General features: G+C 62.0%; 14 protein-coding genes. 4 read left to right on the top strand and 10 right to left on the bottom strand.

Annotated features, from left to right (window positions below; all coding sequences use genetic code 11):
* Positions 1-15 precede the first annotated feature (15 nt).
* The 3 genes from cobO (at position 16) to CMV30_RS04265 (ending at position 3,421) form a co-directional block, all read left to right on the top strand.
* On the top strand, positions 16-627 hold the full coding sequence (cobO, locus tag CMV30_RS04255; protein ID WP_096054860.1) for a cob(I)yrinic acid a,c-diamide adenosyltransferase: 612 nt from the start codon (positions 16-18) through the stop codon (positions 625-627).
* 211 nt (positions 628-838) lie between these two features.
* Complete coding sequence (locus CMV30_RS04260) at positions 839-2,284, top strand: galactokinase (protein ID WP_138223121.1); 1,446 nt, start codon at positions 839-841, stop codon at positions 2,282-2,284.
* A gap of 228 nt (positions 2,285-2,512) precedes the next feature.
* A complete protein-coding gene (locus tag CMV30_RS04265) occupies positions 2,513-3,421 on the top strand; it encodes a sugar phosphate nucleotidyltransferase (protein WP_096054862.1) in 909 nt (302 codons plus the stop codon).
* A gap of 54 nt (positions 3,422-3,475) precedes the next feature.
* Here the strand turns inward: CMV30_RS04265 and recQ are convergent, their stop codons facing one another.
* The gene (recQ, locus tag CMV30_RS04270; RefSeq protein ID WP_245844399.1) at positions 3,476-5,308 is read right to left on the bottom strand and encodes a DNA helicase RecQ; all 1,833 of its coding nucleotides are present in this window, start codon (positions 5,306-5,308) and stop codon (positions 3,476-3,478) included.
* Positions 5,309-5,467: 159 nt separating this feature from the next.
* Here recQ and CMV30_RS04275 point away from each other — a divergent pair, with 159 nt between their 5' ends.
* Entirely contained in the window at positions 5,468-6,751 is a 1,284-nt protein-coding gene (locus tag CMV30_RS04275; protein WP_096054864.1) for a class II aldolase/adducin family protein, read from the top strand.
* 115 nt (positions 6,752-6,866) lie between these two features.
* Here the strand turns inward: CMV30_RS04275 and CMV30_RS04280 are convergent, their stop codons facing one another.
* The 9 genes from CMV30_RS04280 to CMV30_RS04320 form a co-directional block, all read right to left on the bottom strand.
* Positions 6,867-7,631, bottom strand: coding sequence for an RNA polymerase sigma factor (locus CMV30_RS04280; RefSeq protein ID WP_096054865.1), 765 nt, complete (start codon positions 7,629-7,631; stop codon positions 6,867-6,869).
* 298 nt (positions 7,632-7,929) lie between these two features.
* Entirely contained in the window at positions 7,930-9,201 is a 1,272-nt protein-coding gene (locus CMV30_RS04285; RefSeq protein ID WP_245844400.1) for an ABC transporter permease, read from the bottom strand.
* Positions 9,153-10,403 (bottom strand): ABC transporter permease, encoded by a 1,251-nt coding sequence (locus tag CMV30_RS04290; protein ID WP_096054867.1) that lies wholly within the window; start codon positions 10,401-10,403, stop codon positions 9,153-9,155. Before CMV30_RS04290 ends, CMV30_RS04285 begins: the two co-directional genes overlap by 49 nt.
* A 20-nt stretch (positions 10,404-10,423) precedes the next feature.
* Complete coding sequence (locus CMV30_RS04295) at positions 10,424-11,161, bottom strand: ABC transporter ATP-binding protein (protein ID WP_096054868.1); 738 nt, start codon at positions 11,159-11,161, stop codon at positions 10,424-10,426.
* Between the two features lie 24 nt (positions 11,162-11,185).
* The gene (locus tag CMV30_RS04300) at positions 11,186-12,586 is read right to left on the bottom strand and encodes an efflux RND transporter periplasmic adaptor subunit (protein ID WP_096054869.1); all 1,401 of its coding nucleotides are present in this window, start codon (positions 12,584-12,586) and stop codon (positions 11,186-11,188) included.
* Between the two features lie 225 nt (positions 12,587-12,811).
* Complete coding sequence (locus CMV30_RS04305) at positions 12,812-13,822, bottom strand: NAD(P)/FAD-dependent oxidoreductase (RefSeq protein ID WP_096054870.1); 1,011 nt, start codon at positions 13,820-13,822, stop codon at positions 12,812-12,814.
* Positions 13,823-13,837: 15 nt separating this feature from the next.
* On the bottom strand, positions 13,838-14,188 hold the full coding sequence (locus CMV30_RS20895) for a PLDc N-terminal domain-containing protein (RefSeq protein WP_138223122.1): 351 nt from the start codon (positions 14,186-14,188) through the stop codon (positions 13,838-13,840).
* Entirely contained in the window at positions 14,112-14,876 is a 765-nt protein-coding gene (gene ppgK / locus CMV30_RS04315) for a polyphosphate--glucose phosphotransferase (RefSeq protein WP_096054872.1), read from the bottom strand. Before ppgK ends, CMV30_RS20895 begins: the two co-directional genes overlap by 77 nt.
* 63 nt (positions 14,877-14,939) lie before the next feature.
* On the bottom strand, positions 14,940-15,470 hold the full coding sequence (locus tag CMV30_RS04320) for an FKBP-type peptidyl-prolyl cis-trans isomerase (RefSeq protein WP_096054873.1): 531 nt from the start codon (positions 15,468-15,470) through the stop codon (positions 14,940-14,942).
* Positions 15,471-15,511 lie beyond the last annotated feature (41 nt).

Consider the following 15,511-nt stretch of genomic DNA (forward strand, 5'->3'; position numbering starts at 1 on the left):
TCGCCTTTTTCTCCCATGCCCACTCCCCGCACACCCGCCGCCTCCGACGAAGATCACCGCGCTCAAATGGAAGCCCTCCAGACCGAGATGCACGCGAAGATGCGCGCCGCGAAAGAAAAACGCGGCCTCCTCATCGTCCACACCGGCGACGGCAAAGGCAAAACCACCGCCGCCTTCGGCATGTTGACCCGCATGCTGGCCACCGGGAAAAAATGCGCCGTCATCCAGTTCATCAAATCCGGCGCCGATCCTCTCGAAAAAATCCTCCAACGCCCCACCCTCACCTGGCACCGCGTCGGCGGCGGCTTCACGTGGGACACGCAAGACCGCGCCGCCGACATCGCCAGCTGCCGCGAGGGCTGGGATCTCGCCCTCCGCTATTTTGCCGACCCCGACTGCGCCTTCGTCCTCCTCGACGAACTCAACATCGTCCTCGCCTACGACTATCTCCCCAAAGACGAAATCCTCACCGCCCTCCGCGCAAAGCAGGAAATGCAGCACATCGTGATCACCGGCCGCGGCGCGCTCCCCGAGCTCATCGAACTCGCCGACCTCGTCACCGAGATGCGCGAAATCAAACACCCATTCAAAGCCGGCATCAAAGCCCAGCGCGGCATCGACTTCTGACCACCTCGTGTATGGCTCGCTCGCGCGACGCCGTCCCGTCTCCGCCTCCTTAAACCCGCGCGCTTTCCCGCGCCTCCGAAGGTAGGGCGGGTTAGCCTTAACCCCGCCGTTCGACTCCCCCCCCCAGCTCACACCCGACCCCCTCCTCATCCATACCCCGGTATCCGCGAAATTGACGCGCCTCCCATCCTCGCATCTCCTCGCCGCTCTTATGTCTACGACCGCCGCGCCACTCTACGAGATCACCGAATTCGAACGCCTGCTCCAAAAGCCCAACGGTGACCCCACCGGCCTCGCCGGCTTCTTCACTGCCGGCGAAGTGATCGTCGCCCGTGTCCCCGCCCGCCTCGACGTCATGGGCGGCATCGCCGACTACTCCGGCGCCAACGTCTGCGAAGGCGTACTCGGCCGCGGCACGCTCATCGCACTCCAGCCCCGCACCGACCGCACCCTCCGCATCCGCACCGTCCAAAGCGGCAAACCCAGCCTCCCCGTCGAGACGCGCATCCCCCTCGACTATTTCTATCAGGGCGACGGCATCGCCCCCTACTCGCAAGTCCGCGAGGTCTGCCACTCCAACCCGCTCGTCAACTGGGCCGCCTACGTCGGCGGCAGCATCTTCACCCTCATCAAAGAAGAGGGCATCCGCATGCCCTACGGTTTTAATCTCCTCCTGATGAGCGCCGTCCCGATGAATGTCGGCATCGGCTCCTCCGCCGCCACCGAGCTCGCCGTCCTCTCCTGCGTCAGCGCCCACCTCGGCCTCTCCCTCGGCGGCGACCGCCTCGCCCAACTCGGCCAGATGGCCGAAAACCACGTCGTCGGCGCGCCCTGCGGCATCATGGACCAGATCGCCGTCGCCCTCGGCCGCCAGGGCCGCCTCACCCACATCCTCTGCCGCCCCGGCGCAGTCGTCGGCGAAGTCGCCATCCCGCCCGGCACCGCGTTCGTCGGCATCAACTCCCTCGTCCGCCACTCCGTCGCGGGTAACCCATACGCGGATACGCGCATCGGTGCCTTCATGGGCAAGCGCATCATCAACGACCTCCGCGCCAAATCCGGCCGCGCCCCCATCGGCTACCTAGCCGAGCTCACGCCCGACGAGTTCACCGCCGACTACAAAACCCACCTCCCCGAATCCATCACCGGCGCCGACTTCCTCGCGCAGTACAAAACCCACGACGACCCCGTCACCAAGATCCAGCCCGGCGCGACTTATCGCGTATCCGGTCCCACCGCCCACCCGATCTTTGAAAACGACCGCGTCCTCAAATTTATGGACCGCCTCCGCGCCGCTTCCGCCGGAGACAAAAACGCCCTCATCGAAGCCGGCGAACTCATGTACGGCTGCCACGCCAGCTACTGTGACAACTGCGATCTCTCCGTTCCCGAGGTCGATTACCTCGTCGAACTCGTCCGCAAACGCGGCGTGAAAGCCGGCCTCTTCGGAGCCAAGATCACTGGCGGCGGCACCGGCGGCACCGTTGCGATCTTCGGCACGACCGAAGCCATCAAAGAACACGTCCCCGAGATCGCCCGCGAATACTCCCAACGCATCGGCCGCATGCCCGACATCTTCGAAGGTACCTCCCCCGGCGCCGTCGAATTCGGCTCCCGCCTCTACCGCTTCGGCGCCAAAGGCTGGCAGCCCGCCTGAGCTATTTTTTAACCACGGAGACACAGAGAGCACAGAGTCCGAACCACTCTCTCCTCTCACAAAATCCGACCTCTGTGTCCTCCGTGCCTCTGTGGTTAAAAATCCGTATCCTGATCGCTTCCGGTCCGCGCTTCCGCTCTTCCGTACTTCCGCGATAAAAAATCCGTCCTCTCCGCGCCCTCCGCGTCTCCGCGGTAAATAGCTCCCTTCATCCGTCCCTCCGTTTTCATGTCCGCCACCTCTCCCGCCCGCATCCGCAAAGCCGTCATCCCCGCCGCCGGTCTCGGCACGCGCCACTTCCCCGGCTCCCACGCCGTCATGAAGGAACTCTTCCCCGTCGTCGGCAAAGACGGCATCTGCCGCGCGCTCCTTCACTACCACCTCATCGAATTAGAAGCCGCCGGCATCGATGAAGTCTGCATAATCGTGCAACCGGGTGACGACGCCACCATCCGCGACTACTTCAAAGGCCCATCCGACACCTACCTCAAGCGCCTCGAAAAATACCCGCAACTCCTCGCCGAAGCCCGCTCCATGCGCGACTGGGCCGACCGCCTCACCTTCCGCGTCCAGACCACTCAGGAAGGCTTCGGCCACGCCGTGTATCAGACTTCCGACTTCGCCGCCGGCCAGCCCGTTCTCCTCTGCCTCGGCGATCACCTCTTCCGAGGCTCCCCCGAATCGCCCCACGCCCAGCTCACCCGCGTCGCCGCCGAAACCGGCGCCACCAAAACCGTCTCCGCCGTCAATCGCATCGCCCCGCACGAACTCAAAGGCTACGGCACCATCGCCGGCCGCCGCCGCGCCGACCGCCCCGAACTCATCGACGTCGATCTCATCATCGAAAAGCCCGCCATCGACCTCGCCCGCGAAAAACTCCGTGTCGACGGCCTGGGCAACGACGAATTCCTCGGCTGGTTCGGCATGCACGTCCTCGCTCCGTCGATCTACGACATCCTCGCCAAGATGATTCGCGACAACACCCGCGACGGCGGCGAATTCCAGCTCACCCGCGCCCAGGAACTCCAGCGCCAGGCCGAAGGCTACCTCGCCCTCGAAATCAAAGGCGGCCAACGCTTCGACTTCGGCATCCCCGACGACTTCGTCTCCGCCCTCCAAGCCTTCCGCCACAGCTGATTCGCCAGACAGCGGGTTGGTCCGTGCCGGCGCGGCATAAAGCCGCTCCTCACCTCACCTAAAACTCATCCGCGAGTTCGTCTCTAGATAACCAGCGATCTCCGTCGCGAAAGCCGCGCCAAACTCCGCGCGCTTCTTTTCGCCCATGCCAAAAATGCCGTCCATCGCGCTTTCGCTCACGGGATATTCCCGCGCGAGTTGCCGCAGCGTCGCGTCGCCGAAGATCACGTACGCGGGCACCTTGCGCTCATCGGCGAGTTTCTTGCGGAGCGTGCGCAGGCGGTTGAACAAGATCTCGTCGCACTCGATGTCGCCTTCGCGACGCACCACTTTGCGCATCTTCGGCAGAGACATCGGCTTTGTCAGCGTGATCGGCTGGCGCGACTTCAACACACCAATGCCTTCATTCGTCAGTTCGAGCGTCGCGTACTCGCCTTCGCTCTGCGCGACGAAACCCAGCCGCATCAACTCACGCCCCACCGCCGCCCATTGCGGACGCGAAAACTCTTTGCCGATTCCATACGTTGTGAGCCGGTCGTGCCCCGCGCGCCGGATCTTGTCGGTGTCCGCGCCCGTAAGCACTTCAATCACGTGATTCAGCCCAGTGCCGAAGCGGCTCGCCTGGCGGATGCGGTAAATGCACGAGAGAAATTTTTGCGCCGCCACTGTGCCGTCGTACGTCTCGCGCGGCTCCGAGCAGTTGTCGCAAGCGCCGCAGTTATCCATCGCGAACACTTCGCCGAAATACCCGAGCAACTCCTCGCGCCGGCAACCGCCACCCTCCGCGTAGTGCATCATCTGCCGCAGCTGCGCGCGCGCGACGCTGCGCTCGTGCTCGTTAGTCATCTCATCGATGAAATGCGTCTGCTTCGCCGCATCGCCGCCGCTGAAAAGCAGCAGACAATCCCCCGGCAATCCGTCGCGCCCCGCCCGCCCCGTTTCCTGGTAGTAGCCTTCGATATTCTTCGGCAGGTCGTAGTGAATCACCCAGCGCACGTTCGGCTTGTTGATGCCCATGCCAAACGCGATCGTCGCGCACACGATCTTCACTTCGTCGCGTAGAAACAGCTCCTGATTCCGCGCGCGCTCCTCGCCATCAAGCCCCGCATGATACGGTTTCGCCGCGTACCCACGCCCCGCCAGCGCCTCAGCCACGCGCTCGGTCGCCGCACGCGACGAGCAATAAACGATCCCGCTCTCGTCTTCGCGCTTCTTAACGAACTCGATGATCTGCTTGAGCGGCTCGTCCTTCGGCGTCACCCGGTACGTGAGATTCGGGCGGTTGAAGCTCGCCACAAAAATCTCCGGCGCTCGCAGCTTCAGGTGTTTCACGATGTCCTCACGCACGCGCTCCGTCGCCGTCGCCGTCAGCGCCATGATCGGCACATCGGGCAACACCTCGCGCAGCTTCGCGATCTGGCGAAACTCCGGCCGGAAATCGTGGCCCCACTCCGACACGCAATGCGCCTCGTCGATCGCCAGCGCACTCACGTTCCACTCCTTCAAATTTTTCACCCAGCCATCCAGCATCAACCGCTCCGGCGCCACATAGAGCAGCTTCCACTCGCCGCGATGCAGACCCGCCAGCCGCGAACGCGCCTCCGCCGAATCGAGCGACGAGTTCAAAAACGTCGCCGCCACGCCCGCCGCTTGCAGTTGATCCACTTGATCCTTCATCAGCGCGATCAGCGGCGACACCACCACCGTCAGTCCTGGCCGCACCAGCGCCGGGATCTGAAAACACAGCGACTTGCCGCCGCCCGTCGGCAGCAGCGCAAACACGTCTTTCCCCGCGAGCGACGCCTCCATGATCTCACGCTGCAACGGCCGGAAAGCCGGATACCCGAAGGTCGTTTGAAGGGTGAGAAGAAGATCGTCGGTCGCCACAGCGCAGGAAGAACCCGCGACAATGCGAGCCGCGCCCGGCCGCACAATGGAGAAAACTTCCTTATCTGTTTCACACCGGCCTGAGCGGATTTTGCCCAAGGCTGCGCGAGGGTTGGCAGAGGTTTGACTCCACGCTCCCGCAGGCGGCATCTGGCAGCCATGGACACCACCTGGCTCCACCCACGCGACGAACTCGTCGAGACCATGGCGCGCATCTACCGCTACAAGATGACGACCACCTCGGGCGGCAACCTGTCGATCCTCGACCCCAACGGCGACATCTGGATCACACCATCCCGCGTCGACAAAGGCCGCCTCCAGCCGACCGATATCGTCTGCGTCCACCCCGACGGGAAACGCACCGGACTCCATCCGCCATCCTCCGAGTTTCCCTTTCACCGCGAGATCTACCGCCGCCGTCCCGACATCAAGGCCATCGTCCACGCGCATCCCGGCGCGCTCGTCGCCTTCAGCATCTGTCGCAAGCTTCCCGATACCCGCGTGCAAACCGTCGCCAACGCCGTCTGCGGCAAGGTCGCCTACGCGCCCTACGCCTGCCCCGGCAGTGAGGAACTGGGTAAAAACATCTCTGAAACCTTCGCCGCCGGCGCCGACTGCGTAATGCTCGAAAACCATGGCGTCGTCATCGGCGGCACCGACCTGCACGACGCGTTTCAACGTTTCGAGACGCTGGAGTTCATCGCGCAGACACTCGTGAAGGCCGCCTCTCTCGGCGAAATCAAAACCCTCTCCGCCATCGAGCTCCCCGAGCGCACCGTCCCCGACTTCGCCGAACTCCCTGCGCTGCCTCCCTCCAACCGCGAGAAGGAACTCCGCACTCAGATCTGCGACTTCGCCCACCGCGCCTATCAACAACGTCTGCTCATCAGCACCGTCGGCTCGTTCTCCACTCGCCTCGAAAACGACCGCTTCCTCATCACCCCGCGCCGTCGCGACCGCCTGCAACTGGAGCCCGGAGCACTCGTCGTCGCCACGCGCCGCGCCTGCGAACCGGGCAAACGCCCCAGCCGCACCGCCCTCCTTCACGCACTGATCTACGAGCAAAACCCCGATGTCGGCGCGATCATCAACGCCCAGCCCTCCCACGCCTCCGCCTTCTGCATGACCTCCGCCGAGCTCAGCACGCACACCATTCCCGAAAGCTATATCGTCCTCAACGACGCGCCCAAGCTCCCTCACGCGTGTGTCGTCGCCGACGCCGAACGCATCGCCACCGAGGTCTCGCTCGGAAAACGCCCCGTCGTGCTCATCGAAAACGAGGGCGCGCTCATCGTCGGGAAAAATGTCCTCGATGCCTTCGACCGGCTCGAAGTCCTCGAAGCCACCACCGAAGCGCTCTTCCTCGCACGCCCGCTCGGTCCGCTCGTGCCCATGCCCGAGTCGGCGATCGACGAGCTGCGCAAAGTCTTTGGCGTCAGCTAAGCGCTGACGTCAGGTGTTAGTTAAGTTACCTCCCAAAACGAAAGCCGGCCCCGTTGGGAGCCGGCTTTCGACATGAGACCAAGACGATCTCGTTTAATTGAAGCTGTCGGGAAGATCAGGCGTAGGCGATCGCGTGACAGCCATGAACCGTGCGTGCGTTCTCGAAAAATTCAGACGCCTCTGTATTGCCGGTAAATTCTGGCGCAGCCTCAGAGAGAAGCTTGCGGAGATTTTCGCGAGCGCGGGCGATGCGGCTTTTCACCGTGCCTACATTGATGCCGAGCGCGCGGGCGATTTCTTCGTACGGCTGATTGAGCACATTGCGCATGGTGAGGATTTCACGATGCCGGGCGTCGAGACGCTCCATGCACAAAGCGATCAGATCGGTGAATTCCTGCGTCACCGTCTGCTGCACCGGCGTCTGCGCATCAGCGGCGATCAGATCGGCAAACGTCGCGTCGGATTCGTCAGTGAGATTGCGCTCGAGCGAGATCGAGTCCTGACGACGGCGGCGGAAGAAATACCAGTAACGGTTGCGCGAGAGATTCAGCGCGATGCGGTAGAGCCAGGTCGCAAGCGACGAGTCACCGCGGAAATTCGCGAGACCACGATGCGCGCGGATGAAGGTATCCTGCGTTATCTCTTCGGCGTCTGCCGTGTTGCGGAGGAGATTATTCGCCAGACCGAAAATACGGCCGTGGTAGCGCTGCATGATTTCGACGAAAGCGGTCTCGTCACCGCCGTGGAAACGCTGGATGAGCGTCACATCGTAAGCGGCCTCGCGGGCAGAATCCGTCGGGGTATCGGACTTCGCGGAGGTGCGGCTGCGGGAACTGTCTTGCTGGCTCGGGGCGGCGGAAAGCGTGGAGAGGTGAGACATAGGGATGAGTTCCGGTTGGGTTGAGGGACTTGAGTTGCCACACTATTACCCTTCTTCGTGCCAACCGCCGTCATCCGCCATAAACACACTGGCCCTGAGCGAGATAAGTTTTCCAAACAGATTCGTTACAGCGCGCTTTCTTGCAGAATGAGGCACAACGCACCGGCCACTTCTTGCAAACTGCAAGAGCCATAGCAGGCCTTCACGAGGCCGACGCGCATCAGGGATAACGGGGTGCGCCGCTAGTACGTCGCCGCTGCCCGATGTTCCCGCAAGCGCGCTCAGCGCCAGACGCCACTCACTCGTGCCTCAGCGCCTCGATCGGATCGAGCGACGCTGCTTTCCACGCGGGATAAAGCCCGAAGACCACACCGATCCCGCCACACACAGCCATGCCGGCAATCGCCCAGCCCCACGGGAAAATCATGTCGATATTCATCAACGAAGACACCGCGTTGCCCCCCACCACACCCAGCACCACTCCCACAAACCCACCAATCAACGCCAGCACGACCGCCTCAATAAGAAACTGGAACAGGATGTTTTTCTTCCGAGCCCCGATGCTTTTTCGGATGCCGATCTCCTTCGTCCGCTCCGTCACACTCACGAGCATGATGTTCATCACCCCCACACCCGCCGCGAGCAACGCGATCGCACTCACGCCAAATGAACCGATGGCGACCATGTTCGTTACGTTCTGAAACGTCGCGATCAACGAGTCGTTCGTGAACACCTCAAAATTATTTTCATCCTCCGGCTCCAACCCGCGCACCTGCCGCATCACGCCGACCGCCGTGTCCTGCACCGCTGGCAGCAACTCCTGCGACGGCGCCTGCACATTGATCGAGATCGTGCGCCACATGCCACCGCCCATCACTGCGAGCCACCGCGTGATCGGGATAGCGATAAAGTCGTCCTGACTCTCGCCAAACGACGTCCCCTTAGGCGCCACTAATCCGATCACCGTATACATCTGCCCGCCCGCACGCACGACTAGGCCCAAAGGATCCACGTCGGGAAAAAGTTTCTTCGCGACCTCATCGCCGATGATGCACACCGAGCGGCCCAGCGCCACGTCCTCGGCTCCAAGATTGCGCCCGCGCGCGATCTCGAAATTCGACGATGACAGAAAGTTATCGTCCGTACCCACCAGCCGCATGTTCGGCGTCGTGCGCCGGTCCAGATAACTCGCGATGATCCCGCCACGCCTGATCTGCAGATTCACTTTCGCCGTCTCCCCCATCAAGTCCTTGAACCGCTGCGCCGCCGGAAGTTTGATCTCGGGCCGGTTGCCATAACGCTGCCACGGATTGCTCATGAGCGCGGGGAATCTCTGGATTTGAAAACTGTTCGCCCCCAGCCGGCTCAACCCCGAATCGAGCTGGGCTTTCGCTCCGGCGATGAACGTCATCACCCCAATGATCGAGAACACGCCGATCGACATGCCGAAAATCGTGAGCGAGGACCGCAGCTTGTTGGTCCAGAGCGAGGAGAACGCGAGACGCAGTATTTCGAAGTAGATCATTCGTAACGCAACGCCACCACGGGATCTAGTTTGCTCGCCGACCACGCGGGCGCGATGCCCGCCAGAACCCCGATCACCACAGAGCCCAAAAATCCGATGACCACCAGCACGGGCGAAAACACGATGGGGAAATCCGGCACAGCCACGGAGACAAGTGCTGAGAGCGAGCCCGCCCCCAACAATCCGATCGCTCCACCAATCAGGCAGATGCTCACCGCTTCGATGAGAAACTGCAGGAGAATCGTCCGCCGCCGCGCACCGAGCGCCTTGCGCGTGCCGATCTCCTTCGTGCGCTCCTTCACACTCACATAGGTGATGTTCATGATGTTGATCGCACCGACCAGGAGCGCGAGTCCGGTGATCATCAACCCGCCGATCGCGATGCCATTTTTGATCGGATCGATCTGTTCGCGGATCACCCGCTGCTCGTTCAACTCGAAGTTGTCCTTCGCCTCGGGATTTTGCTGGCGGATGCGCCGGATCAAACCGCGCAGCTCCTCACGCGCCTCCTCCATGCGCGCGCCATCCACCTGCACGCGAATCTGCGTCGAATTTCCATTCACCGCGAAGTACCGCCGAAACGTGTTGATCGGAATCATCACCTTTGAATCCAGGCTGAAAAGCCCGAGAAATCTCCCCTGCCGCGCAAGGGTGCCGATGACCGTGAACTGCTGTCCGCCCAGACGCAGCGTCTCCCCCAACGGCGACTGCCCGGGGAACAACGCATCAGCCACGTCGTAACCGATCACGACAACATTGCGCGCCGAGTGCGCCTCGAACTCGCTGAAAAAACGTCCCTCTGTCAGATCCATCTTCGCCATGCGCGGCAGATTGTGGCCCACGCCTTCGGTGAAAATATTCGAGAGCTTTAACTCCCCCCGCACGATGTTCGTCTGCCGGTTCGCCGCCGGCACCGCTAGCTTAATCAAACCATTCGGATGCTCCGCCACCCACTCGTTCACGCGCTCCGCATACTCCGTCTTGATCATCGGCCGGTTCCGATAATTCCACCAATCCTGCACTCCTCTCCACGGCCACTTTTCAACGTAGAGGACGTCGTCACCGAACCCCGCGAAACTCTTCTCCACACTCGCGTCGATGCCGAGGATCGCCGTCCCCATCAACGTCACCGACACGATGCCGATGATCACGCCCAGCGCCGTCAGCGCCGACCGCAGCTTGTTCGCGATGATCTGCGTGAACGCGATCCGGAAGGCTTCGTTAAGCTCGTAGATGAGGCGGCGCATCGAGAATCCAAAATCGAAAATTAAACGACGGCCGCGTCGCTCTCGATGAGCCCGTCACGCAACCGCACGATCCGCCGCGAATGCCGCGCGATGTCCTCCTCGTGCGTGACCACGATCAGCGTGTTGCCTTGCGCGTAAAGCTGCTCGAACAGCGCCATGATCTCCTCGCCCGTGCGCGAATCCAGATTTCCCGTCGGCTCATCCGCCAGGATGATCGATGGCTTGTTTACCAGAGCCCGCGCAATGGCCACACGTTGCCTTTGACCGCCCGATAGTTCGTTCGGCTTGTGATCCATGCGCTGCCCCAGGCCCACATTCTCCAGCGCCTGCCTCGCCCGATCCAGTCGCTCCTCACGAGGAATGCCCGCGTAGATCAAGGGCAGCTCCACATTGTGCAGCGCCGTCGAACGCGGCAGCAGATTAAACGTCTGGAAAACAAAACCGATCTCCTGATTGCGGATCGCCGCCAGCTCGTCGTCCTCCATCACCGCGACATCCTTCCGGCTGAATTCGTAACGCCCAGCCGTCGGTGTATCCAGACATCCGAGCATGTTCATCAGCGTGGACTTCCCGCTGCCCGATGGCCCCATGATCGCGAGATATTCGTTGCGATGGATCTTCAACGACACGCCCCGCAGCGCGTGGATCGTCTCCTCACCCATTTGATAAAGCTTGGTGACGCCCTCGATCTCGATCACGAGCGGCCCGGCGGGACGCACCACACGCGGTTGTCCGGCGGAAATAGTGGGAGGAATCATGACGCGATGAAGACGATGTCCCGTTTATTTCCCCGCGCCCGCATCACCTGCGGCCGGAGTTGCTGCCTTGGGTTTCTCCATCTCCACCTTCATTCCATCGGCCAGTGTCCGCGTGAGCACCGCGTAACTGCCGCTCACCACTTCGTCACCCGCCGCCAGACCGGACTTGATTTCAAAATGCGTCGTGTCCGCGATGCCTGTCTCGACCGACACCATCTTCACCGTATCGCCGTTCTTCACGAATACCACGCGCTGCATCGCGCCGCGATCAGTCTTCTCGCTCTGCTTCTTCTGCTTGTCGTTCACGGCCGTCGCACCGCTTTCGCCTTTCGTCTCGGATGCTTTTTCTTCGCGATCCTTCGCCAGCTGCTCGTTCGTCTTGTTGCTGCCGCGCGCCCGCACCACGACCGACTGCACCGGCACCGCGATAACATTCTCGACCGTCTGCGTTTCGATGTCCGCATTCGCGCTCATGCCCGGACGCAGCGGCACATCCTTCTCCAGGATGCGGATCTTCACCTGAAAATTCGTCACTTCCTCCTGCGTGTTCTGCCCGGTCACTTTCGCCGCCGAGCCGATCTCTTTCACCTCGGCGTCAAACTTCCGTCCAGGAAACGCATCAATGCTCACGCGCGCCTTGTCCCCCGCCTTCACATTCACGATGTCGTTCTCATTGATGTTCACCCGCACCTCCATGTTCGAGAGATCCGCGATGCTCATCACGATCGTGCCGCCGTACGAACCGGTTGCCGCCACGCGCTCGCCCACCTCCGACGCTCTCGTCGTCACCGTGCCGTCGATCGGCGCGTAGAGAGTGGTCTTCTCCAGCGTGTCCTTCGCCTGCTTGAGCAATCCCTCCGAACGCCGTATGTTCGCCTGCGCGCTGTCGTAGTTCGCCTGCGCGCCTTCATAGGTCGCCTTATCCGCCGCGAACAACGACTCCGAAATCAAATTCCCCTTAAACAGCGCCTCACTCCGCTTGAAGTCCGCCTGCGCCTTTTCGAAACGCACCCGGCTATCCACCGCGCTCGCCCGCGCCGAGGTCAGATCCGCCTCACGCTGATCGACGATGTAGCGGTAGTTGTCCGGTTTGATGCTGATCACCAGATCGCCCTTTTTCACCGTCGCCCCTTCGCGAAACGGCAGCTCCGTGATCTCGCCGGTGACTTCCGGCTGCATCTTCACCTCCACCTCCGGCTGGATTTTCCCCGTCGCCGAAACGACCTGCGTGATCGTCTTCGTGATCGCTTTCTCTGTCGTCACACGCACCGCCTTGTCGCGGTTCTTCGCCGCGTTGCGCATCGCAAACCCCACGATCACCACCAGCACGATGGCGATGACGATGTAGAGCTTCTTGCGGGACTTTTTTCGCTTGGCAGGCGGACGCTGAGTGAGAGTCGGAGCAGACGGAGCGGGCGTGGACATGGGATAAAATGGAAACGCGGAGTGATGCTGAAAATTAACCTGCGCTCACCGCGACCCTGGCGCAGGGGTAAACATCTCCCAACGCCCAGCCGCCTTCGCAAGCCGCATCCGGTCAACCGGCACAGGGCGGAAACGTACAGTCAGCGGCATAAACGCAGGAGTCATCCCGCCTTGAACACCCCGCCACCCTGCGAAGTTTCAGCCTTCGCCAAATAAATTCACCCGCTACCCGCCCCTCTTCGCGAACCGCCTCACATCCACCGCCGCATCGAATGGTACCGCCTCCGTCAGATGATTCACCCACTGCCGCGCCAGCCCCGGCGCCAGCAACGCCCCTTTCGACCCCAACCCGTTAAAAATCCCCAGCCCCGGATCGCCCGCACTCCGCCCCACCACCGGATGCTTGTCCGCCGACGTCATCCGCAAGCCCACTTCGTGAGCCACCACCGTAAAACCACTGGCTAGAAATCTGGCCGCGCTTTTCTCAAGGACTGACCGCGCCGCTGCACTTCCCATCAAATCAACCACCCCGGGTTCAAACGTCGCGCCCACCCGCGCCAACCCATTCCCCAGCGGCAGCAACCAATGCCCGGCATTCAGGATGACGTCCTCCGCCAGTTCTCCCGCATTCGTTGCCGACACCGTCAAAGTTTCCCCCTTCGCCGGTCGCAGATTCGCGAAACCAAACGCCTCTGCGGGTTCATCTTCACCTGCGAAAACGCCCGCGCACAAAATGACCAGGTCGTACCTGCTCCGAACCTCCAACGGGGCCACCCGGTCCTCCCGCAACCGCCCCGCCGCGACCAGCCGCGCGCGCATCGCCGCGATCAACGCCGCCGTGTGTACCTGCGCCGCGCCTTTAATCCAGAACCCATCCATTTCCGTCACGCCCGCGTACGGTGCGAGTTCACCGCTAGCGCTCTTCTCCGCAAAAATCCGCCGCTCCCGCTCATCGTTGAAAAACCGCTTCACCCGCATCTCGCGCACGAGGCTTACTCCCAGCATCCGCTCCATCGCGCGATACGTTTCCAACGCCCCTGGCAGCAACGCATCCACCCGCCAGCTCTTCACCAGCCGCTGCCCCGTGATCGGATTGATGATCCCCGCCCCGATCCGCGACGACGCCAATGCGTGCCCTTGATCCACGATCTCAAAATCGATCCCCGCCCGCTCAAATTCCCACGCGAGCAAAGAACCCGCCAGCCCCTGTCCCAAAATCAAAATCGGCGCAGGCATCGTCTGTCAGAGTCTTCAGCCTTTTGAAGAGATGCAGCTGTTAACGATAACTGCTCCAAAAAACGCCAGAAAGAGCCAGAGATTGAACCGACGAAGCCGTTTGCTGGCCGCTGCAAAATCACTGCCGACAGCATCGCCCATTTGCTTCACCTCATCGCGCGTCTTCGGCAACCGACCCAAGCCGCTTTCTTTCGCACCGCGCCATAGCCAATAGGCGATGAACCCAAATGTCGGAAGCACGAGCACCAGAGGTATCCATCGCCAAAAATTCATAGCGTTGCACTCTCGCTCACTTCGCACGCGACCCAGTCTCCACCGCTCCGGCCTCCGCCGCCCACAACGCCGCCCCCACGATCCCCGCTTCATTCTTCGACTGTGCAGGCAGGACCGGTGCGCGCGTCTTCAGATACTTGAAAAACTTCCCGCTATCCGCGCTCACCCCGCCGCCGAGGATGATCAAGTCCGGCTCCAGAATCGTTTCCACAATCTTCAGATAATGACTCAGCCGCTTCCCCCATTTGTGCCACGAGAGGTCCTCCTTCTCCTTCACCGACGCCGCCACATGCTTCTCCGCCGAATCACCCTTGAGCGGCAGATGCCCGAGCTCGGAATTCGGATACAACACTCCCCGATAAAACAACGCCGAGCCCACGCCCGTCCCCAGCGTCAGCAAAATCACCGTCCCCTTCTCTTTCCGCCCCGCGCCAAACCGCATCTCCGCGATCCCCGCCGCATCCGCGTCGTTCACCACGCTGACCTTTTCGCCCGTCGCCTTCGCCACCAGCTTCGCCAGATCGCACCCGATAAAATCCTTATGCAGATTCGCCGACGTCGTCGGCGTCGTCCCGTGAATCACACCGGGAAATCCCAGCCCGATCGGCCCGGTCCAACGAAAATGCGCCGCGATCTCCGCCACGATCTTCGCCAGCTCTTTGGGCGTAACCTTCTCCGGCGTCGCGATCCGATGCCGCTCGCCGAGTAGCTTGCCCGTCGCTGTGTCCACCGGCGCGCCCTTGACCGCCGATCCGCCGATATCGATGCCGAGAACTTTCATGATGCGCGTGTGAGAAGAGAGTTAAGACGTGAGGAAAATAAAATCAGCGCCGCCTGCGCGCGCTCACTTATCCGACGAGCACTGCCCGCCACCGCCACAACCGCACTCACCTTCGCCCTGTCCATGACTGTGGCCGTCGCCGCCATGCGCATGACCATGCGCCAGCTCTTCCTCCGTCGCCGCGCGCACCGCCACGATCTCCACATCAAACGTAAGATCCACGCCCGCCAGCGGATGATTCGCATCGAGCGTCACTTCATCGCCATCAACGGCCGCGATCGTCACCACCGGCGCTCCCGGATCGGGTTCCGTCTGAAAACGATCGCCCACCTTCAACTCCCCCTCAAACGGGATCTGGCTGCGCGGCAGCTTATGAATCATCGCCGCATCCGGCACCCCGTACGCCTTCTCCGCCGGCACCACCACGCGCGTCTTCGTCCCCGCCGCCACACCGCGCAGTTGCTCATCGAGCCCGTCGATAATCTGCCCCGAACCTTCGAGATAAGAAACCGGCTCGCTCCCTCCCGACATGTCCAGCACCTGACCGGAAGGATCGCGCAGCGTATAGTGAAAGGAAACGACGTGACGGCTCATAAAAAGTGAAGAGCAGAACTACCGTGGCCCCGCCCCTCAGT

This window comes from Nibricoccus aquaticus, assembly GCF_002310495.1.
In the GTDB taxonomy this organism is placed as follows: domain Bacteria; phylum Verrucomicrobiota; class Verrucomicrobiia; order Opitutales; family Opitutaceae; genus Nibricoccus; species Nibricoccus aquaticus.

Coding starts and splice junctions, on each gene's coding strand:
- cobO (WP_096054860.1), top strand. CDS start 16: ATGCCCACTCCCCGCACACCCGCCGCCTCCGACGAAGATCACCGCGCT.
- CMV30_RS04260 (WP_138223121.1), top strand. CDS start 839: ATGTCTACGACCGCCGCGCCACTCTACGAGATCACCGAATTCGAACGC.
- CMV30_RS04265 (WP_096054862.1), top strand. CDS start 2,513: ATGTCCGCCACCTCTCCCGCCCGCATCCGCAAAGCCGTCATCCCCGCC.
- CMV30_RS04275 (WP_096054864.1), top strand. CDS start 5,468: ATGGACACCACCTGGCTCCACCCACGCGACGAACTCGTCGAGACCATG.
- CMV30_RS04280 (WP_096054865.1), bottom strand. CDS start 7,631: ATGTCTCACCTCTCCACGCTTTCCGCCGCCCCGAGCCAGCAAGACAGT.
- CMV30_RS04290 (WP_096054867.1), bottom strand. CDS start 10,403: ATGCGCCGCCTCATCTACGAGCTTAACGAAGCCTTCCGGATCGCGTTC.
- CMV30_RS04295 (WP_096054868.1), bottom strand. CDS start 11,161: ATGATTCCTCCCACTATTTCCGCCGGACAACCGCGTGTGGTGCGTCCC.
- CMV30_RS04300 (WP_096054869.1), bottom strand. CDS start 12,586: ATGTCCACGCCCGCTCCGTCTGCTCCGACTCTCACTCAGCGTCCGCCT.
- CMV30_RS04305 (WP_096054870.1), bottom strand. CDS start 13,822: ATGCCTGCGCCGATTTTGATTTTGGGACAGGGGCTGGCGGGTTCTTTG.
- CMV30_RS20895 (WP_138223122.1), bottom strand. CDS start 14,188: ATGAAGCGGGGATCGTGGGGGCGGCGTTGTGGGCGGCGGAGGCCGGAG.
- ppgK (WP_096054872.1), bottom strand. CDS start 14,876: ATGAAAGTTCTCGGCATCGATATCGGCGGATCGGCGGTCAAGGGCGCG.
- CMV30_RS04320 (WP_096054873.1), bottom strand. CDS start 15,470: ATGAGCCGTCACGTCGTTTCCTTTCACTATACGCTGCGCGATCCTTCC.